Here is a 23713-nt window from a genome sequence, read left to right on the forward strand (position 1 = left end):
AAATATTTTAAAAACACTCATTAGAGCAATTTGCTTTTATGATGTATCAAACATCGCCTGGTGCTGAGAGACCACTTCATAAAGCGATGTTTTGGTTAAGCGCTAACTAATTATCAGAATATAAGCCAAAAGACTAACTATCGGTATTGGAGAGTCTACATATTGTTGTGCGTATTTCTAATAAGAGGATACAAACAACCTCTAACTTTAGTTGTTCTACTACACTATATGATGTTTTCTAGTATGTGATAGATAGGAGTCGCGCCGATAGGGATGTAGCTGTTATGTATTAATAAATGCATAAGTCTGATGACTATCATACTTGGTAAGAAAATCTATCACAGTATCTGCTTCCTCTTTAGTGCGCATGCTAACTTTTCCCTTGTGCTGCCATAGAGGAAGTCAGTACAGAATATGCCATATGAGCATTGATCTTTTCTACAACATAGCATTGTATAATTACTGGTTCTCATTTTGAATGATTAATATCAGAAAGTATAATTACATGTCTGGAAGACACTTCTTATTAGATGAATGTGAGAGTAATCATTTTAGTACATATAACATGACTAATGCATACGATAAGCTTATTACGTTTTAAAAGTCGATATTGCGTTACAAAGTTTATCTTCTTCTTTATATATTAATAAAGGCACTATTCATTACTATGAATAGAATTGCGAAATATATCACGGTATTGAGCATCCTATCAGTTATCCATGGATTATTCGCTAAGTCGATGCATCTACTTGCTGAGATTAATAACTATATATTGCTTTGTATACTAGCTAGATATGCTGTAAGACTACACTAATGTTTCTTTTCTTCATAGATGGAATATTTTGGTTTTCAACTACTTAAAGTAAGGATGAGTTGTATGTCACGCATGTATGTCCGCACATATATAGATATCTTCCAGAAGGACCCCCCTAGAGTGTTGCAATGTGCTACTGGTTAATATATTTATAAGTGTTTATAACTATGTGTTGTTTTTACGGTGCAGAGTAGAACCGAGTAAAGATCATAATAGGATTGGTGCTGAATAAACATCCAGTATTTTTTATTCAAAGTGAATGTAGTTATATATAATAGCCACCTCAAGTCTATTAACCACCATATGAGTGATTCTCTAATGTATGGCTTAGTCGTTCAGTGATGAACTAATGTTTTTGTCTTAATTGAACCAATGTCTATGTTCTAGAATGTGTTATGTTTTTAATTTATATATGAAGGAGACCCATAAGCATCTCGCATAATCTACGGCTAATGAAAGAACTATTTACATTAAAATAATCAGAATTTATGCAAGAAGATGGGAAATATGGTCTAATATATCTCAGTTATGAATAAGATAATGGCGTGTATCTATTACAGTAGTGAGTATTTATTGAGTTTTTCTATTAAATATTAGCCAGCCTTCCTGGGAATTTTCAGTTTGTGGACTTTCTTTATCGATAGAGGGTGTAATTAAGAAGGGCCATTATAGAAAAAGCAAATACCTATACCATCATAGGAGTCATGCCATCTATGTGATGGTCAGTACAAAAACAACTAGATGGCGCATAAATATCATGGTAAAAGTAAACTTCTCTATCATGCAATTAATTTTTTTGCAATTTTGCTAGAAAAACCTCAGAAGCTGTATCTTTAGATAGTGCTTGCACTAAATATACACAAAGCGATGCGCAATGATTAAGCATGCTTTTATAAAAAGAAAAGGTGTGAATAATTCTCATTAATTATAGTAAAATAATTCTGTTATATTTCTATTTATTCTTTTTCATAAATCTGTTTCATAGTTTAAAGATAATAAAAATGCAAAAAGTGAATCCAGCATAAAATATATATTTTTATTTTAAAATTAAGAAAAAATAAATCACCTTGATAAAGAAGAATCACAAATATTACTATGGAAAATATTTTCCTGATTGCTAAACAAAATATCTATTTTCTTAGAAAGATAGTAAAAAAATTATTGTTTCGTGATCTTTTTTAGTGAGATCGATGGAGTGTTATGACAATTTAATGCTTTAGATTAATATTCAAAAAGTTTTTTTGAATCCTAGAGTCAAAAAAGTCGTATTTTTTGTTATGTAAAGGACGAAATTATTTGAAATTTTTGGGTATCTTTTAAGGCTGGCTCACGGTGCAGTGCTCAAATATACAGATTAAAAATAGTGAGTGCATCCTATGGGTTGTCTAGCTCTATTGCTATGATTACACCATATGGTGCCTCTAACTGATAAATTATCGTGTAAGTATGACCAAAAAGATTATTGGAGCAAAAGATGCTCAGTAAATGATATGTGTCAACAGTATGATCAATGAGAAAGCGCATGCTTACTTCATGATAGAGAACTAAGAGTGACGATTGACCATTGAGTCCAATACGAACAGCAGATATATAATATATGATAGTTTCTATCGCAATATATATAAACTAGCAAAATTACAATCAAAAACACATCACGATCACTGAGGTATCAATGAAGTGAATAGGTGCACCTGATACAATGCTCAAGCATCTAAAGAAATATAAGTATAGTAATATTTATCTATAAAAAAGCAGTGGTGATCCTGGGAAAGTTAGAAACTACAAGAGGAAACCATAGAAAAATTACTTTAATTGCAGCACGTTGTCGTGTCAAAATAGAGCATAGTCGCAGAGCTTGCTAACATCATACTTAACAATCAGCACGGAGCAAACAACACTGCTACGCTAGAAAGGTAGCAGGTCTGAATGAGAGATACAAATCAAGGGAACATCTTATAAGATATAGTTCAGCCCTGCCGCAAAGAAGAGTGGGGGAACTATGGAGTGTGCTGAGTTAAAAAAATTATTAAAAACAATACTACATAGTGCGTAAGCACGTAAGTGTTTTAGTCGGAAGAGGGTCGCTTAATACAGGCCTTTAAAAAATCTATAGGTACGCGTTGTGTAATTTTTACACTTATCCTAAATTAAGCAATTACAATTGCCACATCTAAAATAGGGATATTCAGATTATTTTCCGTGAAAATTTTTCTACTTTTCTGTTGAATCAATCCATTGTTAAACTTATCTAAATATTAATTTAATTAGAAATAGGGAATCTAGAATCCTATTCAAACTTAATTTAACATTACTATATATTTTATATGGACAAAGAGATAATTATTGCAAGAAGCGCGTGCGTAGATAACGCTCTATGTTAAATATAGAGTGTATCTTTAACATCTATTCACAAAAAATATGATATGAGATACAATCTTTGATGTATAAGTCAAAAGACTAACATACTAAAAATACAAATTTCGACATCTTCTTTTTTTTTACATCAAAACAGTATAATGTAGTAAAATACTTGATCGGTTCAGTGCATTCACATCATTAATTGAAAAATACACGTTGAATTAAAATTAAAAAATAGTGTAAATACGAATTAAGATAACTAGTTAATATGAAAGAGATATAATCTTAGTCTTATTTATATTAAATATTTTAATGATCAATGTTATATTGGTGCTTCACTATTACTTTAAAATTAGGATATATATGTAACAATCCGTAACATATTTGCATTATTATAAAAATATTTACATTTAATATTTATTAAATTACAGTATGTCATATATACATATTAATCATTAATTAAATCATATTATCCATAATACTTTATTAGATATCTAAAACATATAAAAATAATCTATAATAATAGGGTTATAAAACATGGATAACTCATAAATTAAAATTTATAAATAGAAGAACTGTGTGGTATGGTTATAAATATTAAACAAGAATCTTATGTTAAAATTGTTAATGTATTGTGCAATACATTATTTATTAAAATAACCTTTTATAAAGTTGATCTAATATTTTTACGAAAAAACTTCTATATTTTTTGTAAAAAGTAAAGTAACGCGACACAAATCTTTTACAAAGGTAAGAGTGCTTACCACTATATATTCCCTCCTTAAAAACAGACTCATACTTTATCGACTTGACTAGGAGTCATACCACCGATTGCCATCGTAGGTATATTGGTTAACCTGCTTGCTATATAGCTTTAATTTCTTCCATCCCTGCAGCTAAGAAGTCATCTTCTTAATTTTTAATCTTAATCGCAATCGCAGTACAACATATGTATTATACAGAAATATTAGAAGAATTCCAATTTAACGCACACAATAATTGTTATTCAATGTGATGAGAAGATGACCCCTAGACGCAAAAACCAACAGGTCAGATAAGATCGGGATTAGCTTTATGCATATCCTCTGCCCTAGAGGACACCATAATCTTTATAACGAATAGCTAATTGTCAATAGTCATTAATAAATATTCTAGCTTTATAATTTATACCTAAGCACAGAACAGATTTGATATCTGAGGCTATTTGTTCTTTTAATGTACCTTTAAACACCGCTCAATGGTAGTTATTCCATAATATGGCATCCTTTTTAACTAAAAAAAGGAATAGACTATAGGATATCAAAACATTGATGCGGGACTGATGCAGATTTATGCTTAAATTTCATTTTTGCTCCTATAGCAAAAAATTTTATAAAAATATATTTTTGATATGAAAATATAAAATCAGGTTTGTTATATAAAAAGGAACTGTTGACAAAAACGATATTTTGTATGTTGTTATGCAATCATAATAAAAAATCTTTAACTCTTCATTGAAGATATTGTGGCATCTTGAGAAAATAGAATTTTATTCTGATTATTGATGATAATGTGAATCACTATATAAAAATAGCTTGATATTAAAACGATATATAAACATGAAGAAAGAAATAATTATGCTATAATAGCATATTAATAATGCTATGTCATTTATGGATTCATGTATTTATTTTTTAGAATCGAAGAAATATTAAATAACAAAGAACACTATTAGTTACTATAACAATATATTTATTATTTCAGGATAAAATTATATGTAAAGATTAAATAATGTTAGCGCTTACAATTTAACATTATATGTTAACATTATATGATCAATATCATTGATATATAAAAACTATAAATAAAAATAATATGTATGCGTGTTTCATACATAATAATTATACTGTTACATAAAGTATTTTTATGAAATTATTATGTTTTTATTTATACATTTGTTTGTATACATGATAATTTAATGAGTATTTAAAATCAGTAATATACTACATGCATCCAATTTAAGATTCACTTAAAAATAAAATTGAGTGATCAATAATGATTGATGTAGTGTTGATATTAAAAACATTGATATTCTAAAAATGTAGAATTAACTTCTACAATTTAAATGTATTATTATATATTTCTTAGTGAAATACGTAAGATGGATACTAACACTAATAAAAAATTAATATAGCGTTTATTAGAATTCATATTTATCAGTTAGTGTAGTAGTAATTAGCACTAATAGTGTAAACATATAAAAATATTATAGTATTAGAGATCATTGTGCTTTCTTTTTTAAAATATTAATATTAAGTTTTAATAATAATTAAAATATCCATATTTCTCTCTGATATCTTATTAAAATATATATAAGTGTTTAATTGTATAAATTTATATTTAATAGTGTGAAGTCTGCAGAATTATTTTCTAGTTGTAGCTAACAACAGCTTTCTATCTGAAAGCATGCGCTCATATAAAATATGATGTAATCTTTATGGCTCATTGTATATCGATTGTTTTTCAATATCGATATAACATATGTTAACTGACATTCGATAATCTATTGAACCGAATATTTTTATTTTTGATATATTTATGTTATATTTTATTCTATAATTATTGCATTCTCTCAGCTCTGAGGTGATTATGACTAAATTTTAAAATATTTTGCGTCGATATTATTCTTAGAGAGGTACAATTCATTTAAAAATATATTAAAGAGTGTTAATAAACTCTATCGCGTTATTTTAAGAAAAAAGTGATTGATGTTTAATGTAATAAATTCTTAAATACCAACATTAATATTCTGTTTATCTTTAATTAGACGGAAGGTATTATAAATATGTATAGCAAAAGTTTATGTTCAGTAAAAGTTATTATGGCATATATGACTACTTCAAGTTTAAAAATTACTCATTAATTTATAACAGTTATAACCTTTATATATATCAATACCAGAATTAACGAAAACGTATCACATTAAAACATGATGAAAATCATGAATGATGAAGTGATACAGAAAATAATAACTGCTGAAAAAATCACCTCACTTCTTACTTAAGTTTAATACCTTTAAACATCAATTTAAAATTAATACGAATAAAACTAAACTTTTCCATAGTTTTACTATGTTTTATATTTTGATAGTAATCTCTCTATTGCCGCTACTCATCCGTACTAGTATAGAGAAGAGAATTAAGCAGATTTGCGCCATGCAGAAGGGGCCAAGTAGATTGTTTGATTAGCAATTTTCGGAAGCAAGAAAGTCATATTGATATCGCTGCGTATTCGTTTACTAGTAAATTTCTTGCATGAGTTTTACTTAACGGCACCAAATAGATATGTCAATGTACGTTTAGAAGCTGAGAAGCACTCCAAGAGCCATTCAGTATACTGCAGCAGCTGATTTTATCTAATCATTGAGAGTCCAGATAAAATTAAATAAAATATACGATTATGCTTTCACAGAACAAAACTTATAGTGTTATGTTTAGTGCTCACACACCACTTTAACATTTTATAAAAATAATAGTAGAGAACCGACTGGTGATTATAGTAAATACAGAATAAATCGTATTTTTAAATCTGCGAGGCTAAGTTGGAATCCTAGAATGAGAAAATAAGACTTAAGCTTCAGTATGACTAAGAAGAGATGTATTTTACACAATTCATTTAATCATAATAGTTGATCAATATATTGATATCAGTGTTGTATAACACGTAACCAAGTAAATAACTTAATCTGAGCATAATGTGCTATGGTATTATAGATTAGAAATCGTCTTTAACATAACTCACTTCACTTCTTGTATATTATGATGATTGTAGAGTTTCTCCTGCTCTGTAAGATTTGATCTAATTGTTATTAAAGATTAATTTTACGAATCTATAACAGTTACAACATGCATATCCATAAAATTATCTGCGTTAATATTGATAGGAATATTTTATGATATATTAAATGAATTGCGTTAGTTTCTTTATTTTAATCTCAATGAGATTGCATAATTTTCTAAATAATTAAATACAGCACCAAAAAATGGTGCTGTATTTAATCAATATTATCATTTTACATTATGCTCTAAAATGTTCTGTGCTTTTGTGTCCGAAGAGATTGAAACCTTCTGTGGTTTTTCTTTTTCTGGAATATCGTAGGTGAATTCTAGTTTTAATAACCCATTAGCTAACATAGCATGCTGTATGCTAATCCTATTTTCTAGGTTAAAACTAAGAGAAAACTCTCTTTTTTTAAACCCCTGATGTAACCATGTTACAGCATCTTTTTCTGCAGCGTGTGCTGTTTTTTCCGTTTTTAAATTTCCTCTAATGGTTAACTGGTTATTGAGCACAGAAATATCTAGTTCATCTTCAGTATAACCTGGGACGCTAACCGTCATCTCATAATGTTCTCGGTCTTTCTGGAATAGATTATACATTGGCGCATCACTAACAGGTGCTTCGCCTGTCATGCGACTAAAAAGATTATCAATTTGTGCAAAACGATCAGCGATAAGATGATTACTCCATGCCGGTATGATAGAAAAAGAACGATAAGCCATAGTATTATCCTATAATTTATGTAAAGTAAAACATTCAATTAGACATACAGCTTTAATATAGGTATTCTTTGTACGTTTTCAAGGGCTCGTCTAGGCGCAGATGCATATTAGTAGCATTACAAATTCGTAATAGTTTTTGTTAAAATTATATCAATAATAATGATTATTAATGATTAATCAATACAACCCTGTGCTGGTTTCCAGAACATAGATTGATGTAGATGATATTCTCAGTATATATCTTAACATATATACCATAAGTCTTATTTTTTAACCTACATGATCTCGATGAGTCGTGAAACATTAGCTATGCTATTTTTTTAAAAAGCTCGGATGTACAGAATGTCTTCTATATGTTCTATAGAGCATTCGCTTGCTATCAATGTAGTATTAGGTTATACAATGCATTCATAGAACAACTATAGCACACATTGGTGTTTGTAGGGATAGTAATATCCTGATGAATCATAGCAGCATCCCTGGTGATAATTTTTATGTATACTGAACTTGTACTCTTGAAAATATGTACTCGCACGTGGTCATATAGATCACTCTTTAACAAGTCCTTTAGAGTTTAAATATGATCGATTCATGCAGATGTATTGATTCATCAATGTTTTACGTTTTTTGCATTTTCAAATTAAAGTACAAAATGATGATTCCATGACTCTTAATGAAATTGCTATATTATGATATCTTATTAGATATCTTATTGACCCATGCATTAAGATATTATTCTTAATAATAATATAAAATATGATCAATATACCACATTGCTTTCTTAACAAAGACATAGTGTCAAACAAGTAATTCTAGATAAAAACACAAAAACACACAAATATGCATCTTGCTTATTATGACAATTTCATTGTACTTAAAGAAGTGGAATGAAAGATCAAGAAAGATATATAAACCTTTATATTCTGATACTAGTAAAAAATTTAGATTCTCAATCTCCACTGCTTCAAGACCGTAGAGATATGTAACTAAAAAGTATATAATATGCCCCTAATACTAATTGAAAGTTTTTATTGACTTATTCAGTAAGGATTAATAATGAAAGTAAAATACATATTAGAGTGGTGATTTATTGAATAGTTTTTAACTCAAGTATCTCTCATACATAAGAGATGGCCATCTCATACATTATTTAATAATACGATGACGTAATCAAAAACACTTAGCATCTAATCTCAAAAATGGATCATAATGTAGAAATTTTCTCTAATTGACTATCAAGAGATAACATAGGTCTAAGCCCAGCATATTTTTCTAGAGCAATCATAGAGCATTAATAAATACTCTCTATCAGTATTCTGCTCAATCATTGTTTGATCTGATTTTATTGTTTTTAGTGATTTTTAATATTGTTCAAATAGTGATTTTTATAGCATTTAAGGTTAACTATTAATACAGTGATTAAAATGATTAGACAAATCATGAAAGTCATTATTTATTATAAGATATGGCGATTGCTACTAGGTTGTATTCTAATATCTGTTCCAATATTGGTGAACAACTGTCAACATATTTTAGAGAATCAAGTTTTAGACGATAAAAAAATAACGTTAACAGGGCACACCATGGGAACAATTTGGCGGGTTACTTTACCTGGAATCAACCAATTCAAAAAAAATATTCTCCAATATACGATACAAAAGATTCTTGATTACGATGAGCAACAGTTATCCACATGGAAGAGTGATTCAATAATCGCAAAATTTAATAAATATCGTGGAAACAAACCACAACCGGTAAGTATAGACATCGCTGATATGATCACACAGGCATTACGTATAGGTGCTCAAATGCATGGTGCCATGGATATTACTATTACACCTCTTGTTAATTTATGGGGCTTTGGACCCGTTAGCGCGCCAAGCAGCATTCCTACACAGTATCAGATTGATACAGCTCTCTCTTTCACAGGCCTGGACCATCTACAGGTAATTAATCTTGCTAACCAGTCATATTTATACAAGAATTTACCAGAGATATCCGTGGATCTTTCTAGTATAGGAGAAGGATTTGTAGTTGACCATTTAGTAGATTATATAGAAAAAGAGGGTATTTATAACTATCTTGTTTCAGTCGGTGGCGCGGTACGTACTCATGGTCGTAATCCTCAAGGAAAATCTTGGAAAGTTGCGATACAAAAACCAACAGATCTAGCAAATGCTGTCCAGGACGTTGTTCTTTTAAATGGATACAGCATTAGTACCGCTGGAACGTATAGAAATTATTATGAATTAGGCGGAAAACGATTCACACATTTAATTGACCCAGTTACTGGGCGACCCATTCAGAATCATCTCGTATCAGTTTCTGTTATTGCTAATACTGCTTTAGAGGCAGATTGTTGGGATAGTGGCTTGTTGATACTAGACATGGAACGAGCGCAAGTATTAGCCCACAAATACAAAAAAGCAGTATACTTGATTTCTCAAAAAGGAGATAAATTTACTAGTTGGGTATCACCTCAATTTTCAGCGTTTTTAAATCCCTCTCTATAGCGTTGTGGATTGACCTCACTTATATAAATTTCTTTAATGTTTAAAAGAAGGATCTTATTTTTACGTATCTATAGATAATTCATTTTATTCCTCTTAAACAGAGATTGTATTTATATACATTTCATTATCTTAATATTAGGATGACAGTAATGAAGTGGTATCATTATGCTTAGAAGAACTGTAAAAGTTCTTCTAAGATGAGATCTCTAGATTAATTATACTATGTCTTAGTCTGTTTAGAATTAAAAAAAATAATATCTCTATAATATCTTGTATAGGGTTTACATTCTAAAAAATATGCTCTGTTAGCAGATTGAAAATAGTTATAGCAAGTATAAATATATGTAAAATACTATTACAAGTATGTGATCTAGTATATCTATGTATATATATTTATACTCATATTACCAATATTTCTATTCCTGTCTATAACCTATCGTATCACTTTTTCAGTTCTGGACTCGAACCTTATGGTTATTATTTATTTGTTTTTAAATAAACTTAGCTATAAGAAATTTATGAATCGTGCCTATAATTTATCTAGTCTGAACACATCAAAGAAAGATCTAGTAAAATTAATAAAATTATTTTATCAGATAATAGAATACTCTTTATTCTGATAAAAATATCAAAATAACAATAATAAGTTCTGGCATATTTCTAAAAAAGAGAGGATTTATATTTTTATTTTTCTTAATAGTTCTATTTTAGCATGTACCATCCATATCTTATAGAATGAGGCGAGATAAAAAAAAGTTCAGCATGATGGTGCTAGTCGAGAAACATCGTTTTTATTTAAGCGCCACTACTATATTATCCAAGATATAGACTAATGTATAATCACGTATAGTAAAATAAGTTAAAAATGATGTTTTGATATATCTGCCATGCCATCAGATATTAACAATGTTTTTGATCAACTTAATCTTGTCTAATTCGAATTCTTTTTTAATTTTCTTATTCACGATAACTAACTTATGTAATGTGTAAAATTTACATATCATTGTTGATATCGTATGACCTTTCTAACATGGATCGATCTTTTTAATATATAGAAATATAGTGATAAAAAGCATAATACCTAAACCTATCAACTTATGATATATGTTGTTCACATGTGTCGGTGACACCCCTGAAGCAGGGGTTAATATATTAAATATAGCATTAGTATTGTCTGAACTTATGAGTTTATAATAAAATATAACATTAGTGCACTCTACTTATCCAGTGATGGAAATACTACTATGAAAACGTATTTAATAATATCTTATAAAAATTTAAAATAATTATTAAAATAATCCATAGTGTTATTTATAACAAAATATTGTAGAGATTAGTAGCGAACATTAATTAATTTAAAAAACGTAATTTATATCAAACAAGATTATTGTGGAATCTATTTATATTTTCAACTAATTCAGAAAACATATTTCTATTGTAAGAATGTCACAAACTTCATCCTTGCCAGTTCTGATGAATATAATAATCACATTATTGAGACATATCATGAGGATCTGTGTAAGTTATATCATAATAGTTATCAGTTGATATAAATGGCGATGTGTTTATATTTAGATGTTTACGAATATTACACCTCGAGAGATATATATAACTACACATTATTGAGAAAAAACTCACAATCTCTCTTGACCCTCATGACTTATTAGTTTAATTTAGCATAAAAGATCACTAACAATAATATAAGTACGATTATGTGCTCACTAGTAGTAGTCACACTCTATCTCAATATCAACTTGATATGATCTTTCCCATTTTTAGATAAAAAAGTACATTAAAAATGAGGAATGCAGATAAAAAGTAGTTAAATTGAAACCAATATTTTTTAAATATACTGGATTGTTTTCCGGCAAACTACTATAGAAAAACAAAAGCATAAAATACAAAAATCGACCTATGCATAAATTAGAGTGTATAGAAAAACTATCAATGTACAAAAATTATCTTCCTAAATTATTGCATGAGGCTGCTATTTTTTTGTTAGAGCGAGACTTCCACAGCAGCTATGCTATTTTTACTACCTGAGTATACTTGGTGCTTTTGTATTCTCTGTAGAATAATCATTAAATACCTTGCGTGTTCCTCAAGACCGACACATTTTTATTGGAGGCGATACATACTAAGAGGACCATAAAATGGTGTCCAACTATACTAAAAACTGCATTGAATCTAATTCAACTACTGTGGACAGGTTTATACTAATTGCAAAGAAGCTATTTTAGACACCTATTGTTATTAACAATGACTCTTTTTTAATTGCACAATATATATCTTAATATTTAGTAGGTTTAAAAAACCTAGACAAATGGTATTTCTTAGTGATTGCTAACAGAAAATATATGAAGAATGTTGTTTACATGCATAGATAGAATAGCGCTACGTATTGCTCATGTTAGTCCTACAATAATTTGCCAAAAGGTGCGGTAGAAGATCTGGATGTTGCTTGATGATTAGATATGACTGTCATAATCCTGATAAAAGACCGTGATGCTTGTATAAATTAGACTACGCATTAAACTAACAAAAACTAAAAAACTGCATAGCAATGCAGTATCCAGCAAACGCATGCTAAGGGTTCTTAATCAAATCAAGCGGTTTTGTGCTTTTTGTTCCCTTTTATTCTACAGGATGACTCGCATTTAGAAAATGAATAGCAAGTTTATGATTTAAATATCAGATATCTCAATGTTCATTATGTCAATATACAATATTAGAAGGATATTCTATGTATTTAGACGCAAAAAACCCTGATAGGGCGATGATCTTGGCAGACTTCACTATCAGGGCTTTGCGAATCGTTTAGTGTACGTATTCAAAATAATATTATCATAATTAAGATTAGTAATCAAGTCTTATACATTATTTTTTGTTAGAAATATTACTTATAATTATGAAGAAAAGTAGCAACTTCAAGTTATGTTTGTTACACATAAGTGTGTACAGTGCCTAAATGATAATAATTAGATTATTTTTTATTCTGCTCTTAATACTATATCATAGTATATTTCAGAATAATAGATAGATTCTGTCGATTATTCTATAACTAGAGAAGAAATCCGAGAGAAATCAAAAATGATATATTCTGTACCCATATACCATGTACCACAATGATATCTATCATTTTATCTATCGCTGTGAGATAAAATATAAGATATAATCTTTTAATAAGCTACTGGAAAATCCATAAGACCTTTTTCAAAAACCTATTTGTTTTTTAAAGTTAAAATATATAAAATTTATATTTTTGAGTACGATTTGTTATTATCAATAACATTAAAATATATTATAGGCATCAAAAAGGGGCATTGACGAGATTAGCCTGCAGCATTATAGTATTTTTCTGTGTCTATAGAAAATAGGTTTTTAGTGAGCCGATCTACCTTCTCTACATCCCCTGCATCAGTAGAGCAACATTCAATGGTCATGCCTAACTTCTTAAAAAGTAAGAGATCTCGGTCCTCTTCTGGATTGGATGTTGTCAATAATTTACAGCCATAAAAGATGGAGTTCGCCCCAGCCATAAAGCATAGAGCTTGGGTCTGTTCATTCATGCCTTCCCGACCAGCCGATAGGCGCACATGAGATTGCGGCATCATAATACGTGCTACTGCAATTGTTCTGATAAAATCAAAAGGGTCCACATCGTTATTATTAGACAAAGGTGTTCCAGGTACTTTTACTAACATATTGATAGGTACGCTTTCTGGTGGCTCCGGTAAATTTGCTAATTGTACTAGTAATCCTGCACGATCATTGATGTTTTCACCTAGACCTACAATGCCACCAGAACATATTTTAATACCTGCTTGACGCACTGAAGTCAGTGTGTCTAACCTATTCTGATAGCTTCGCGTTGTAACAACACTACTATAGAACTCTGGTGAAGTATCTAGATTATGATTATAGAAATCGAGCCCGGCTTCTGCTAAACGATTGGCCTGTTGGTCATCTAGCATGCCTAATGTCATACATGTTTCTAGCCCCATTATCTTTACACCCTTGATCATTTCTTCTAATAGAGGCATATCACGATCGTGTGGGTTTTTCCAAGCGGCTCCCATACAAAAACGCGTTGACCCGGCATTTTTCGCTGCACGAGCAGCATCAAGAACTTGTTGTAGATGTATGAGTCGTTCATTTTCTATTCCTGTGCTGTAGCGCGCGCTTTGTGGACAATATTTGCAGTCTTCCGGACAAGATCCTGTTTTAATTGACAATAACGTGCTCATTTGAATTTGATTAGATCGAAAATTTTGACGATGTACTTCCTGAGCTTTAAACAGTAAATCACAGAAGGGTTGATCAAATAACGCTGTGGCCTGCTGAAGTGTCCAGAATGGCGAGGTTGACATAATAGTTATCCGTGTAATATGTAAAGAAATAGACATTTATAAGTAATGTGACTAGTTTGATTCCAGATACAGCAAGATTCTTGCAATATCAAACCTATATTAACCAATATACCAGTACCAGCAATCATTGTAACGAGAAGGGATTTTGATAAAAATAAATATCCTTAAACTTTTACAAATCATCTATTGTATAAAGTATATCATCATTTGTCTCCTGATAGCCTTTTCAGTATTGTTATGGATAGTGGTTGTTCATGATAGTGCACACAGGCATCAGCATGATAGCTAGAGCCATTTTATACCAGTTCTGAGTAAACGGAAGAACCTATGATGAAAAGAGGGAGGCGCCTCCACTAAAAGATCATTAAAGGTAACGTTGATTATATAAATTTCCTTTTATACTCTCAACAGAGCAAGTGGAGTTTCTATAACTTCTCTACAGATTATGTATACCTTGCATAGTAAGGCGAGGCTTCCAGCTAGTACGAATTTTTGTTATTATGGTAACATCTCTCGCCAGAGAGACGGGGTTTTTTAGCTGTAGACGTCGTAAAAGAAAAATTCTTCTATATGCTTATATTACCTTGAATGCCACCTTGAATGCCTATAGAGTAACCTACAATATAAATCAAATTGCCACAGGAATTCTAGAACTATAGCCGTGAGTCACATATTCAAGTCTAAAAAGAAAGGCACAAGCGTAATAATTTTATTTCGATGGAAGGTCAATAAAATTTTAACCAAAAATTCACTACACTAACATTGCTTGAAGAGGTCACTGCATATAATACAGATTTGTATTAATATCACGTCTGGTAATTATATTGTCATTATAGTCTAAAATAACCTCCACATATAAAATTTATCATTATTTAATCAGCCTCTTCCTGTAACCTGTAAGAGCATGATATATGGCTCACATGAGAGTACAAGATAGCGAGGTGATCTGTGTTGTCTCTGGTTTTTGATTGACGCATTTGACTAGTTTGGTAGAGATTTAAATCCTTCTTAAAATAAGTGCTATGCAAGAAATAAATAACTCAAGATAGGGTCTATGGGATTCCGATGAGTGATGGTTGACGGGGTGCATCTCATGCCTCATAGCTTACTGAGAAAATGTTAATGCAATCATAGTTGTATTATTTCTAAAAAATTATATCTATGATGTAATGCTCTATTTTGTACATACTTTAGATTAAAGATAAAGAGATTAAAGATAAAGCGCTTTATCTAAATGGAATGTTAATCATTAACATACCACTCACTAAAATGATATATGCATCAGAATGGGCTGTAACATACCAACAGATCTTATATGTTCCGAGAGCATAGGCATTATATGCGTCATATGTTAATAAAGGGATAATTACAATCTGCTTATCTCTAGCATATTAGTTAATGTTCCCGATAAGTATTCTAATCGTGTATGTCTTCTACGCATGATTCAAGCAGGATCCCCTTTACCTCAAGAAGAGGCGGTATGCATGCTATCACAAAGCGCTCTTCTTACAGAAGCTAATTTAGCCTCGTTAACTCTCTAGCCTCGCTCATTATCTATGTGTGATAGATCATGAAAAGGCAGGTACAATTAAATTTTCCACAATGCATAACATTCTTCTATCATTTTTAAAACGTATTAAGAATTGTTAATTCTGAATTCTTAAATTTTAGAATGTAGTGTTACTATAGTTGTAAATTTATTAAGAAATTTACATAAAATAAAATTTTGGACCATACGTAGAACAGAAGTGTGTATTTTACTAAATGCCTGAGGTATGATCACATCATGATTAGCACGCGCAGTTCTAGATTTAGTACTAAATTAAATTGATCTTCCCAAATAAAAATGATAGCGTGCATTTGAGATAGTCTTATCACGTATGTGCGCTTCAGGATATCCTTTAGGGAGATCAGCGGTATGAGCGGAAATTTTGTATACATTCGCTCCTGCTTCACCTCTTCTGTATTTTTTAAACCAAGGTGTTTTTTTGAAGAAGTTATATAACATCGTATGTTACAACTAAACCAGTCAAATGAGTACAGCGCCAATACCAGAAGTAAAATAATCGTAGCCTGGTGTTATATCAATAGTTAATGGGTCAAATGTATAAAAAATGCTTCATGAAAATTTTTAAGTACTCAGTTATATTTTTCTCAATCCTAATACATAGGAACATAACCGGGACCCTCAATCATAACTTGTTCACTCTCTTTCAAGCAATTTTAGTTAATTCTTCTAGTATATATCATTCAGCAAATTACACTTCATCATTAGCATCCTGTGTTGAACCAAGGCGTAAAGCCATATCCTAACGATATGCTATATTACATAAGGCACAAAGCTGGAAAGTATCTCGAAAACGCTCATAGAGAAAACTCTCTTAATGATGTGAAAGACACCACTGAGCTGTAATGGATCAACCTTGCGAAATGATACCTGTTAAGCAAAGAGCAATCATCAGAGCATAACGCAAAAGCATACTGGCATGAACAGTCAAATAGTCTACATCTTTTTCTACTCAGGTCTCACCGAAACCTCCTAGATTGAGTGTTCTGCAATACCATTTACTTTTGCCCGTGCTTGATAGAAAGAACCGTGCCACTAGGGACTGGACTGTTACGGAGCATCTATTCACGAGTCGGATACATAAAGAGACCTGCAGAGAAATCCATTTCAGTATGCCACTAGTAGCCAATACAAACTTTTCTACTGCTTCTTCAATAGAAGAGCTCGCTGCAGAATGTTCAATATTAGCATTAGTGGTGACTAAAAATTCCGCTAGATAAGCATTGGTTCTAACTCTGGATGATTAATATTTGCAGGTATAATCGCACATATAGCAGATACTTCTCACGGAATAAATATGGGAGTAATTTTGGTTAACGCAAACTATTCTCGCTCCTGTCATGATGTACAATCTTCTTACGTATAGCGATAAACTCCATCTCTGGAATAATAGTGCTGGCACACGAGCAATACCACTGAGTGACGCGATAATCTTTTCATGCTCGACGAGACAACATAAAGCGGACCAATACCATGCAATTTTCCTTTATCATTAGTGCACTACGCATTACTATTGGGAGTATTGAGGCATGTATCGAGAGGTTCAATATCCTGTCGCTCATTTATTATTGGCAAAATCGGTGATTCCTAGACTAAGGTGCATAACGATAGCTAGATCCCGATATGGTCCAGGCGTATCCGAAGCTCATGCTAATTTTTCACTTTTTTACGGATAGAATCTATATTTTGTCTATCCACTCGAATAGGGCTTAGTTGGATTTTACATATCGGTACTCGCACATCCACATAAGCGTCTTGCAGATAGACTCTTATAGAATTTGAAAACGGCTACTCGTAATGGTATTTATGCAAGTCTACGCCTGTGCAAGGCTTTACGACGTGAAAGAAATTAAGAGTGGCCGAAGATCATGACATCTGATCAGCGCTTCAAGAAAGGATAAAATACGTACTTATCTAGAGCAGCATTATGCCACGCGCAGACCTGCTTAGGTCTGATAACCACTATAAGTGGCTCTTGGTGCATTCTTTATTTTATTAGTATTTAGTCATGCGCTCTTGATTCTATTGAAAAATGGACTGTATTTAATCTTCAAGTTAGAGATTCTTGATTCCTAGCATATTTATGCTAAGTTTATACATAATCATATTAATATAAATATTGCATCATTTCATGTCGACTAAATCACAATTGAGGTGTGAATAGCAAGAATTTGTAAATAAGGAACAATAAAAACCCTCTCTGATATAGCTTGCTAGTAATAGCGAGTACCTAATCATACTAATCTATCGTAATATTTAATATTGCTTAAGATTTGACTATGCAATATAAGCTAGATATTCTAGAAAGTTTACAGGTTGGTGAAGCATCTTCGATGCTAGCAGTTATGATCATGAATCAGTTGTTGCGCTGTGCTAATAATATCAAGCCTCTACATTACAATATCCTCAAGCCTAATATCACCTTTTTAATACATGTTTACTCAAAATAATATACGTGCAGTCGCTGTATTTCTGTTAATACCCAACAGGTGCTCATCCGAAATAATCATATTAATTCCATGATTAGAATAAGACTGTGCGAATAGTCGTCCGTTCCTATAGAATCATCTAATCTCTAAATAGCACTATGAAGAAAAATATGCTCTCTCAGTTACATGAAATCTCTCGCTTTGTAATTTTAACTCGCAAGAGAAAAAGGGGGCTCATGATCTTTAGGATAACATTATCGCTAAGTCTATGCTATTCCTAGTTGTGCAGTAAGTTACGGAATGAAGGGTTTTTTAGTAAGTTAAGGCACGAACAATTATCACTTATTATCAAGACATTCCCTGATATTTCTCTTGGTTTTTTCACAAAATTGTTGTATACTATAGCGATAGTTTCAAAAGGTTAATATATTTATAGAAGTATATTTTTATTGCCAAATTGATATCAACAGATTATACTGGTTTTTAAAAGAATCAACAACCGTAAAAATACGGACACCTTAAACATAAATATAGATTATTAAATCTAAAGATATTTTTATGACTATAGTAGAAAAATATTTCTACATGATCTCCATCTGCTGCGGTGATATCAACCTGGTTAGTTATGGTCTAACCCGTTAGACGATAGCTGAAAAAGCATTCTTTTTTGATTGCTATGAGTTAAGAGAGACAATATTTTCTATGGTTTTGGTTTAAGAAACAGATTTGCTTGAAGCTTGAGAGTATATCTCAAGACGCATTCACAATTTATAACCAAAAAATAGACATCAAAACATCTTCTAGTGTATACTACAGTATCATCCGATAAAATCACTGTAATTATACCACTACATATGTCTTGCTAGTCAGCTATCGCAAGCAAGATAGTATGCCAAAAAAAACAGATTACAATTGTAATAGATATACTCAGTCAATGGCTGTTATTGCCTGATCAGAAAAATCAGAAGTCAAGATGAATGTTTTACGATATAAATTAGACAAAGCATGATTGACTATCTAATATAGTATACATTATAAATAGTGTACTTGAAGTTTAAGAATGAAAATACTATAATCACGGCTCTTTTGATAGATAGGTTGGGCTGATTTAATACTCACTAAGCGTAAGAGTATAAATCTATATGGGTAAAGTTATATATCATAACCATGAAAATCATAGAAGCCTACTTTGTTGTAACAAACGTTGCAAAATACCGTTAGATTGGTTGAACAAATAACAATTTTAGATAATTAAATCAGGATTTTCTTTTTTAATTAACTAATAATCTATTTTAGTACCACAGCGATAGAGCAGCTCGCTGATCCGCTTTTAAACTAGATTCTGCCAAAAATAGAAAGTCTGGCGCTGTGCATGTGCCTGGTTTTCGACTAGTTTATGAAGATCATACGGGTAAGTTATGCTGCGCAGGACGCTCCTCTAAAGTGAGCAGGTGCTGGGAGAAGGAGAGATAGATAATGTTTCTTTTCCCAAACGCAGAGCACCTAGATAGGGTGATCTCGGCAGACTTCACTATCAGGGCTTTGCGAACGTTCGAGAACGTATTCAAGAGGGATACTGGGCCTAATGAACGTTAGCAATCAAGTGTATGATAACACTTCTACCATCAGTTCTGCCATAAGCGCAGGGAGCGGTGGATAACCAAAGTTTCTTTATTTTTTCTAAAGCGAGATCTCAGACATCTAAAACGTATTGTTATGTCAAAAATCCATATCCGTGCTATCGTCCGCCAAAAGAAAATGTAAAACCACCACGAATTATTCACGCGATACGTCGAGCCGCGCGTGATAATTTGCCATCCAAACACCCAATTTGGAGATCCTCGCCTCGTTATCATGCTATAACTCATACCCTACTAGGCAATCAAAGAGCAATGAACGCACATCGTGCGCGTGCTATTGACGCTATTATGGAATGTCTAGCAGCGCATGTGAATATCGTTACTGGTAAAGTTTATATGTCATTAGCACAAATTTCTGATGCGTGCGGACTGACAACATACAACCTGGAAGGGAAGCCCTGTTACAGTCGCACTAGTCGTGCTATAAATGAGCACCTTGAAGCTCTCGGGGCGGTTCTCTGTGATCGAATATGGGACAATACAACCGGTTCTTATATTCCGAATATCATATGGGTTACCCAGCTATTCTTTGTATTGATTGGTTATGAATACGGTAAATATTTAGCTGCACAAAAGCAACAGCTATCCTGGGAAAATCAAAAAATACGAGAGGCAGGTGAAGAACCGATTACTTTGACTGAAGCACGTCGTCGTGCTAAAACAGAGCATGTTCGCAGAGCCTTCGAGTGCCGTACTCAAAAATTAGCACGAAGCAAACAACATCGTCGCGCTAGAAAGATTGAAGCTATGGACGAGAGAAAAGCTAGAGGGAGCATTCTGCAAGACCTCATTAAAATCTACCGCAAAGAAGAGTTAGGGGCTATGGGTTATAACGAGCTAAATAGAATTATTACACAGCGATATTACGCAATGTGTAAGCTCGCGAGTGCTATACCTGGTACGGGATAACTTTATAACAACTTTTAGTAAAACACATACGCATAAATCATACGGGTTTTTATTGCCCTAAATTAGGAATAGTGCCATCTCTAGATCTAGAGTATAAGTATACAGTTTATTTTTCATTAAAAATTTTTCTACTCCCCTCTTTTATTATTAATTCTGAAACTTATCCACATATTAATGCAATTAGAGATAGGTAATTAAATGCACTCTTAGAACTACATGCAACATTACTATAAGATATTTAAACAGATAAAGAACTATTATAAGATACGTCTTATTGACAATTATCTATAACTCACAATAATGCGAAATGAACAAACTAAATCTACTCTAGTATTTGTGTTAGAGTACTATCGCGGGCACTACAATAACCAGGTTTTTCACGAGAAAACGATTAGGTAGTATTCTCTAGTAGAAACTACTATATATGTATATATATATCGATGAATAAGCTATTGCATACAATGGGATAGAAATATAAAACAGAGTTATTATGCTTATTAAGCATACACTATTATCAAACAATATATAAAAATAGAACTGAATTTCCCATTATAAAAAGGCAACTATTAATTTAAGAAAGTTGATGTTATATAAAACGTTATAAATAAACATATAATTTAACATTATTTAACAGAAGAAAGTAGCAAGAAAAGTCAATGGACAGTACGGTGCAGAAAAATTTTAATGTATAATAATTAATATGATAAATTTAGTTTTTACTAAATACAGATAATAAAACTTATCATACTATAGCAGAAATCTATCTATTAAAATATGACTAGAGTTAGATATATGGACTCTGGTATGCATGTAAAAATCTATTGATATAATATACAAAATAGCTTTGTTTTTTTAAAGTAAAGAATAAAGAAAATAATTAGAGTATGTATGTATCTGGACAATATGATACTTAAAAAAGATTAATGTTGATATTGTAAGTCTATTTTGTTTCTAGTAAGATTACTAATGACCTATTTAAATTTATTGATCAATATCATATACCTTTAGTATAATAATTTTTAATCATATATTTATAATAAAATATAACATAATCGTAGATATACTCAGGCATATATTACAGATAATCATCTTTTCTGATTGTTAATATCAACTTATTTGATAATTTATACTATACAATAATTTACATAACTATGTATCAAACGTTATTTATTTTATTCATAAATCAGTTATCACTAGTTGTGGTAGCATCACATTTCGTTATTAACTCAACTAATCAATATAAAAACTTCATGAACTTGATGAATAGAATAAAAAAACATAATAATATTATATAGAACAATTTTATTGTATAACAAGTAATCATTACAGGTTCATAAAAATAGATACAGGTTAATGAAAATAGATGTATTGACAATATTCAATATATAACATTGTCTTGTCTATCATATTCACTATTATAAAAATTTTACTATTATTTTTATAATATCTTAAAAATTCAAAAATGTGTTAGATATTTTGCTATATCATAATTTTAAAAATTTCTTAATCAAGATATTTAAAATATAATTTTGATTGCAGTTAAATGCATTATCCATCTTATTACAGGTATTTAAAATATACTAATAAATGATCAATAAAATAATTTGAAATTATAAAGTATCTCGGATATGTAAACATAAATTTATCCTTTTAGATAAGGATTTATTTTAGTATTAAGTATGATTATAAGTATTGCTAATATTAAAGATTAATTAAGATGCGTGATATTAATATTTTGCTTCGTGTTTGATTACTTCGTTCAATGTTTTAAAATTATTAAATGTTTCTAACTGAGCAAAGGCGCTTTGTTTAAGTGACGTTATGTTCTTATATATTCTGTGACTATTGATGGATTAATATTTAACTGTTCTTATTTTTTCTTTTTATTCTAGAATATCATCAATAAACACTAGTTTTAATAACACATTATCTCAGGAAGTAAATTGAACATCCATATAATCTTGAAGTGAAAATTCAGTGCATGTTCTCTTTTTTAAAATCCTTATACAACTATCTTGCAGAAATTTTTTCTGTAATAGATTTTCTTTCTTAGTTTTTGCAAGCATCCTCGAATAGTTAATTTGTGATTTAGTATCTAGCCCCTCTTCACTACTATTTTGGACGCTGATTTTTATTTCATAGTGTTCTTTATTTTTTCGTGATAGATCTCAGACTGAGAGAGTTCAGTTATAGGTCTCTCATTTGTGATATCATTAAAAAAACTTATCTACTGTATAAAACGATGAAACATAACATTAATATCCTATTAAATCATAAGATAAAAAGAATACTTTGCTATAGTATAATACTATTAATGTATGAAAAATTCTAAATTAAATTAAGGCTAATAGTATTAATATATATTATGACTTTTTAAGTTATTTTCCAGATACCACAAGAAGATAATAAGTATTTTGAGTCCAAAAAGTCTTGTTTTAAAACTAAACCAATTTTATTTATAAAATATTTCTTTTTTTTGAGAACTTATATTTAATTACCGTATATAGCTCTGTTCTTCTGGTATATAATGTATGTCTAAACTAGAATAACAAATTAAAATTAATAACGTATC

Annotated in this window: 6 protein-coding genes and 1 pseudogene; 4 read left to right on the forward strand and 3 right to left on the reverse strand. The window is 30.7% G+C overall.

Going from position 1 to position 23713, the window contains the following annotated elements; all coding sequences use genetic code 11:
• Positions 1 to 7218 precede the first annotated feature (7218 nt).
• A complete protein-coding gene (locus ERCIKOCA2762_RS03485) occupies positions 7219 to 7713 on the reverse strand; it encodes an Hsp20 family protein (protein WP_157988834.1) in 495 nt (164 codons plus the stop codon).
• A gap of 1439 nt (positions 7714 to 9152) precedes the next feature.
• Here ERCIKOCA2762_RS03485 and ERCIKOCA2762_RS03490 point away from each other — a divergent pair.
• Positions 9153 to 10226 carry an FAD:protein FMN transferase gene (locus ERCIKOCA2762_RS03490; protein ID WP_157988842.1) on the forward strand — a complete coding sequence of 358 codons (1074 nt, stop codon included), beginning with the start codon at positions 9153 to 9155 and terminating at the stop codon, positions 10224 to 10226.
• Positions 10227 to 13558: 3332 nt separating this feature from the next.
• On the opposite strand, the gene bioB is transcribed toward ERCIKOCA2762_RS03490, so the two are convergent.
• Together bioB and ERCIKOCA2762_RS03585 are read right to left on the reverse strand one after the other, a co-directional pair.
• Complete coding sequence (gene bioB, locus ERCIKOCA2762_RS03495) at positions 13559 to 14596, reverse strand: biotin synthase BioB (protein ID WP_157988835.1); 1038 nt, start codon at positions 14594 to 14596, stop codon at positions 13559 to 13561.
• Positions 14597 to 16308: 1712 nt separating this feature from the next.
• Positions 16309 to 17447: pseudogene (locus ERCIKOCA2762_RS03585) on the reverse strand (phosphomethylpyrimidine synthase ThiC); the annotation flags it as partial.
• Positions 17448 to 17692: 245 nt separating this feature from the next.
• Here ERCIKOCA2762_RS03585 and ERCIKOCA2762_RS03500 point away from each other — a divergent pair.
• The 3 genes from ERCIKOCA2762_RS03500 (at position 17693) to repA (ending at position 21141) form a co-directional block, all read left to right on the forward strand.
• Entirely contained in the window at positions 17693 to 17839 is a 147-nt protein-coding gene (locus ERCIKOCA2762_RS03500) for a hypothetical protein (RefSeq protein WP_157988836.1), read from the forward strand.
• 603 nt (positions 17840 to 18442) lie between these two features.
• Positions 18443 to 18613, forward strand: a complete 171-nt coding sequence (locus ERCIKOCA2762_RS03505; RefSeq protein ID WP_157988837.1) for a hypothetical protein — start codon at positions 18443 to 18445, stop codon at positions 18611 to 18613.
• A gap of 1631 nt (positions 18614 to 20244) precedes the next feature.
• A complete protein-coding gene (repA, locus tag ERCIKOCA2762_RS03510; RefSeq protein WP_232043118.1) occupies positions 20245 to 21141 on the forward strand; it encodes a plasmid replication initiator RepA in 897 nt (298 codons plus the stop codon).
• The last annotated feature ends 2572 nt before the right edge of the window (positions 21142 to 23713 follow it).

This window comes from Candidatus Erwinia haradaeae, assembly GCF_900698935.1.
Taxonomy (GTDB): Bacteria; Pseudomonadota; Gammaproteobacteria; order Enterobacterales; family Enterobacteriaceae; genus Erwinia_E; species Erwinia_E haradaeae_D.

What these genes read in the sequence shown, in the direction of transcription:
- ERCIKOCA2762_RS03485 (WP_157988834.1), bottom strand. Translation starts at nt 7,713, where the DNA reads ATGGCTTATCGTTCTTTTTCTATCATACCGGCATGGAGTAATCATCTT.
- ERCIKOCA2762_RS03490 (WP_157988842.1), top strand. Translation starts at nt 9,153, where the DNA reads ATGAAAGTCATTATTTATTATAAGATATGGCGATTGCTACTAGGTTGT.
- bioB (WP_157988835.1), bottom strand. Translation starts at nt 14,596, where the DNA reads ATGTCAACCTCGCCATTCTGGACACTTCAGCAGGCCACAGCGTTATTT.
- ERCIKOCA2762_RS03500 (WP_157988836.1), top strand. Translation starts at nt 17,693, where the DNA reads ATGTATCGAGAGGTTCAATATCCTGTCGCTCATTTATTATTGGCAAAA.
- ERCIKOCA2762_RS03505 (WP_157988837.1), top strand. Translation starts at nt 18,443, where the DNA reads ATGCAATATAAGCTAGATATTCTAGAAAGTTTACAGGTTGGTGAAGCA.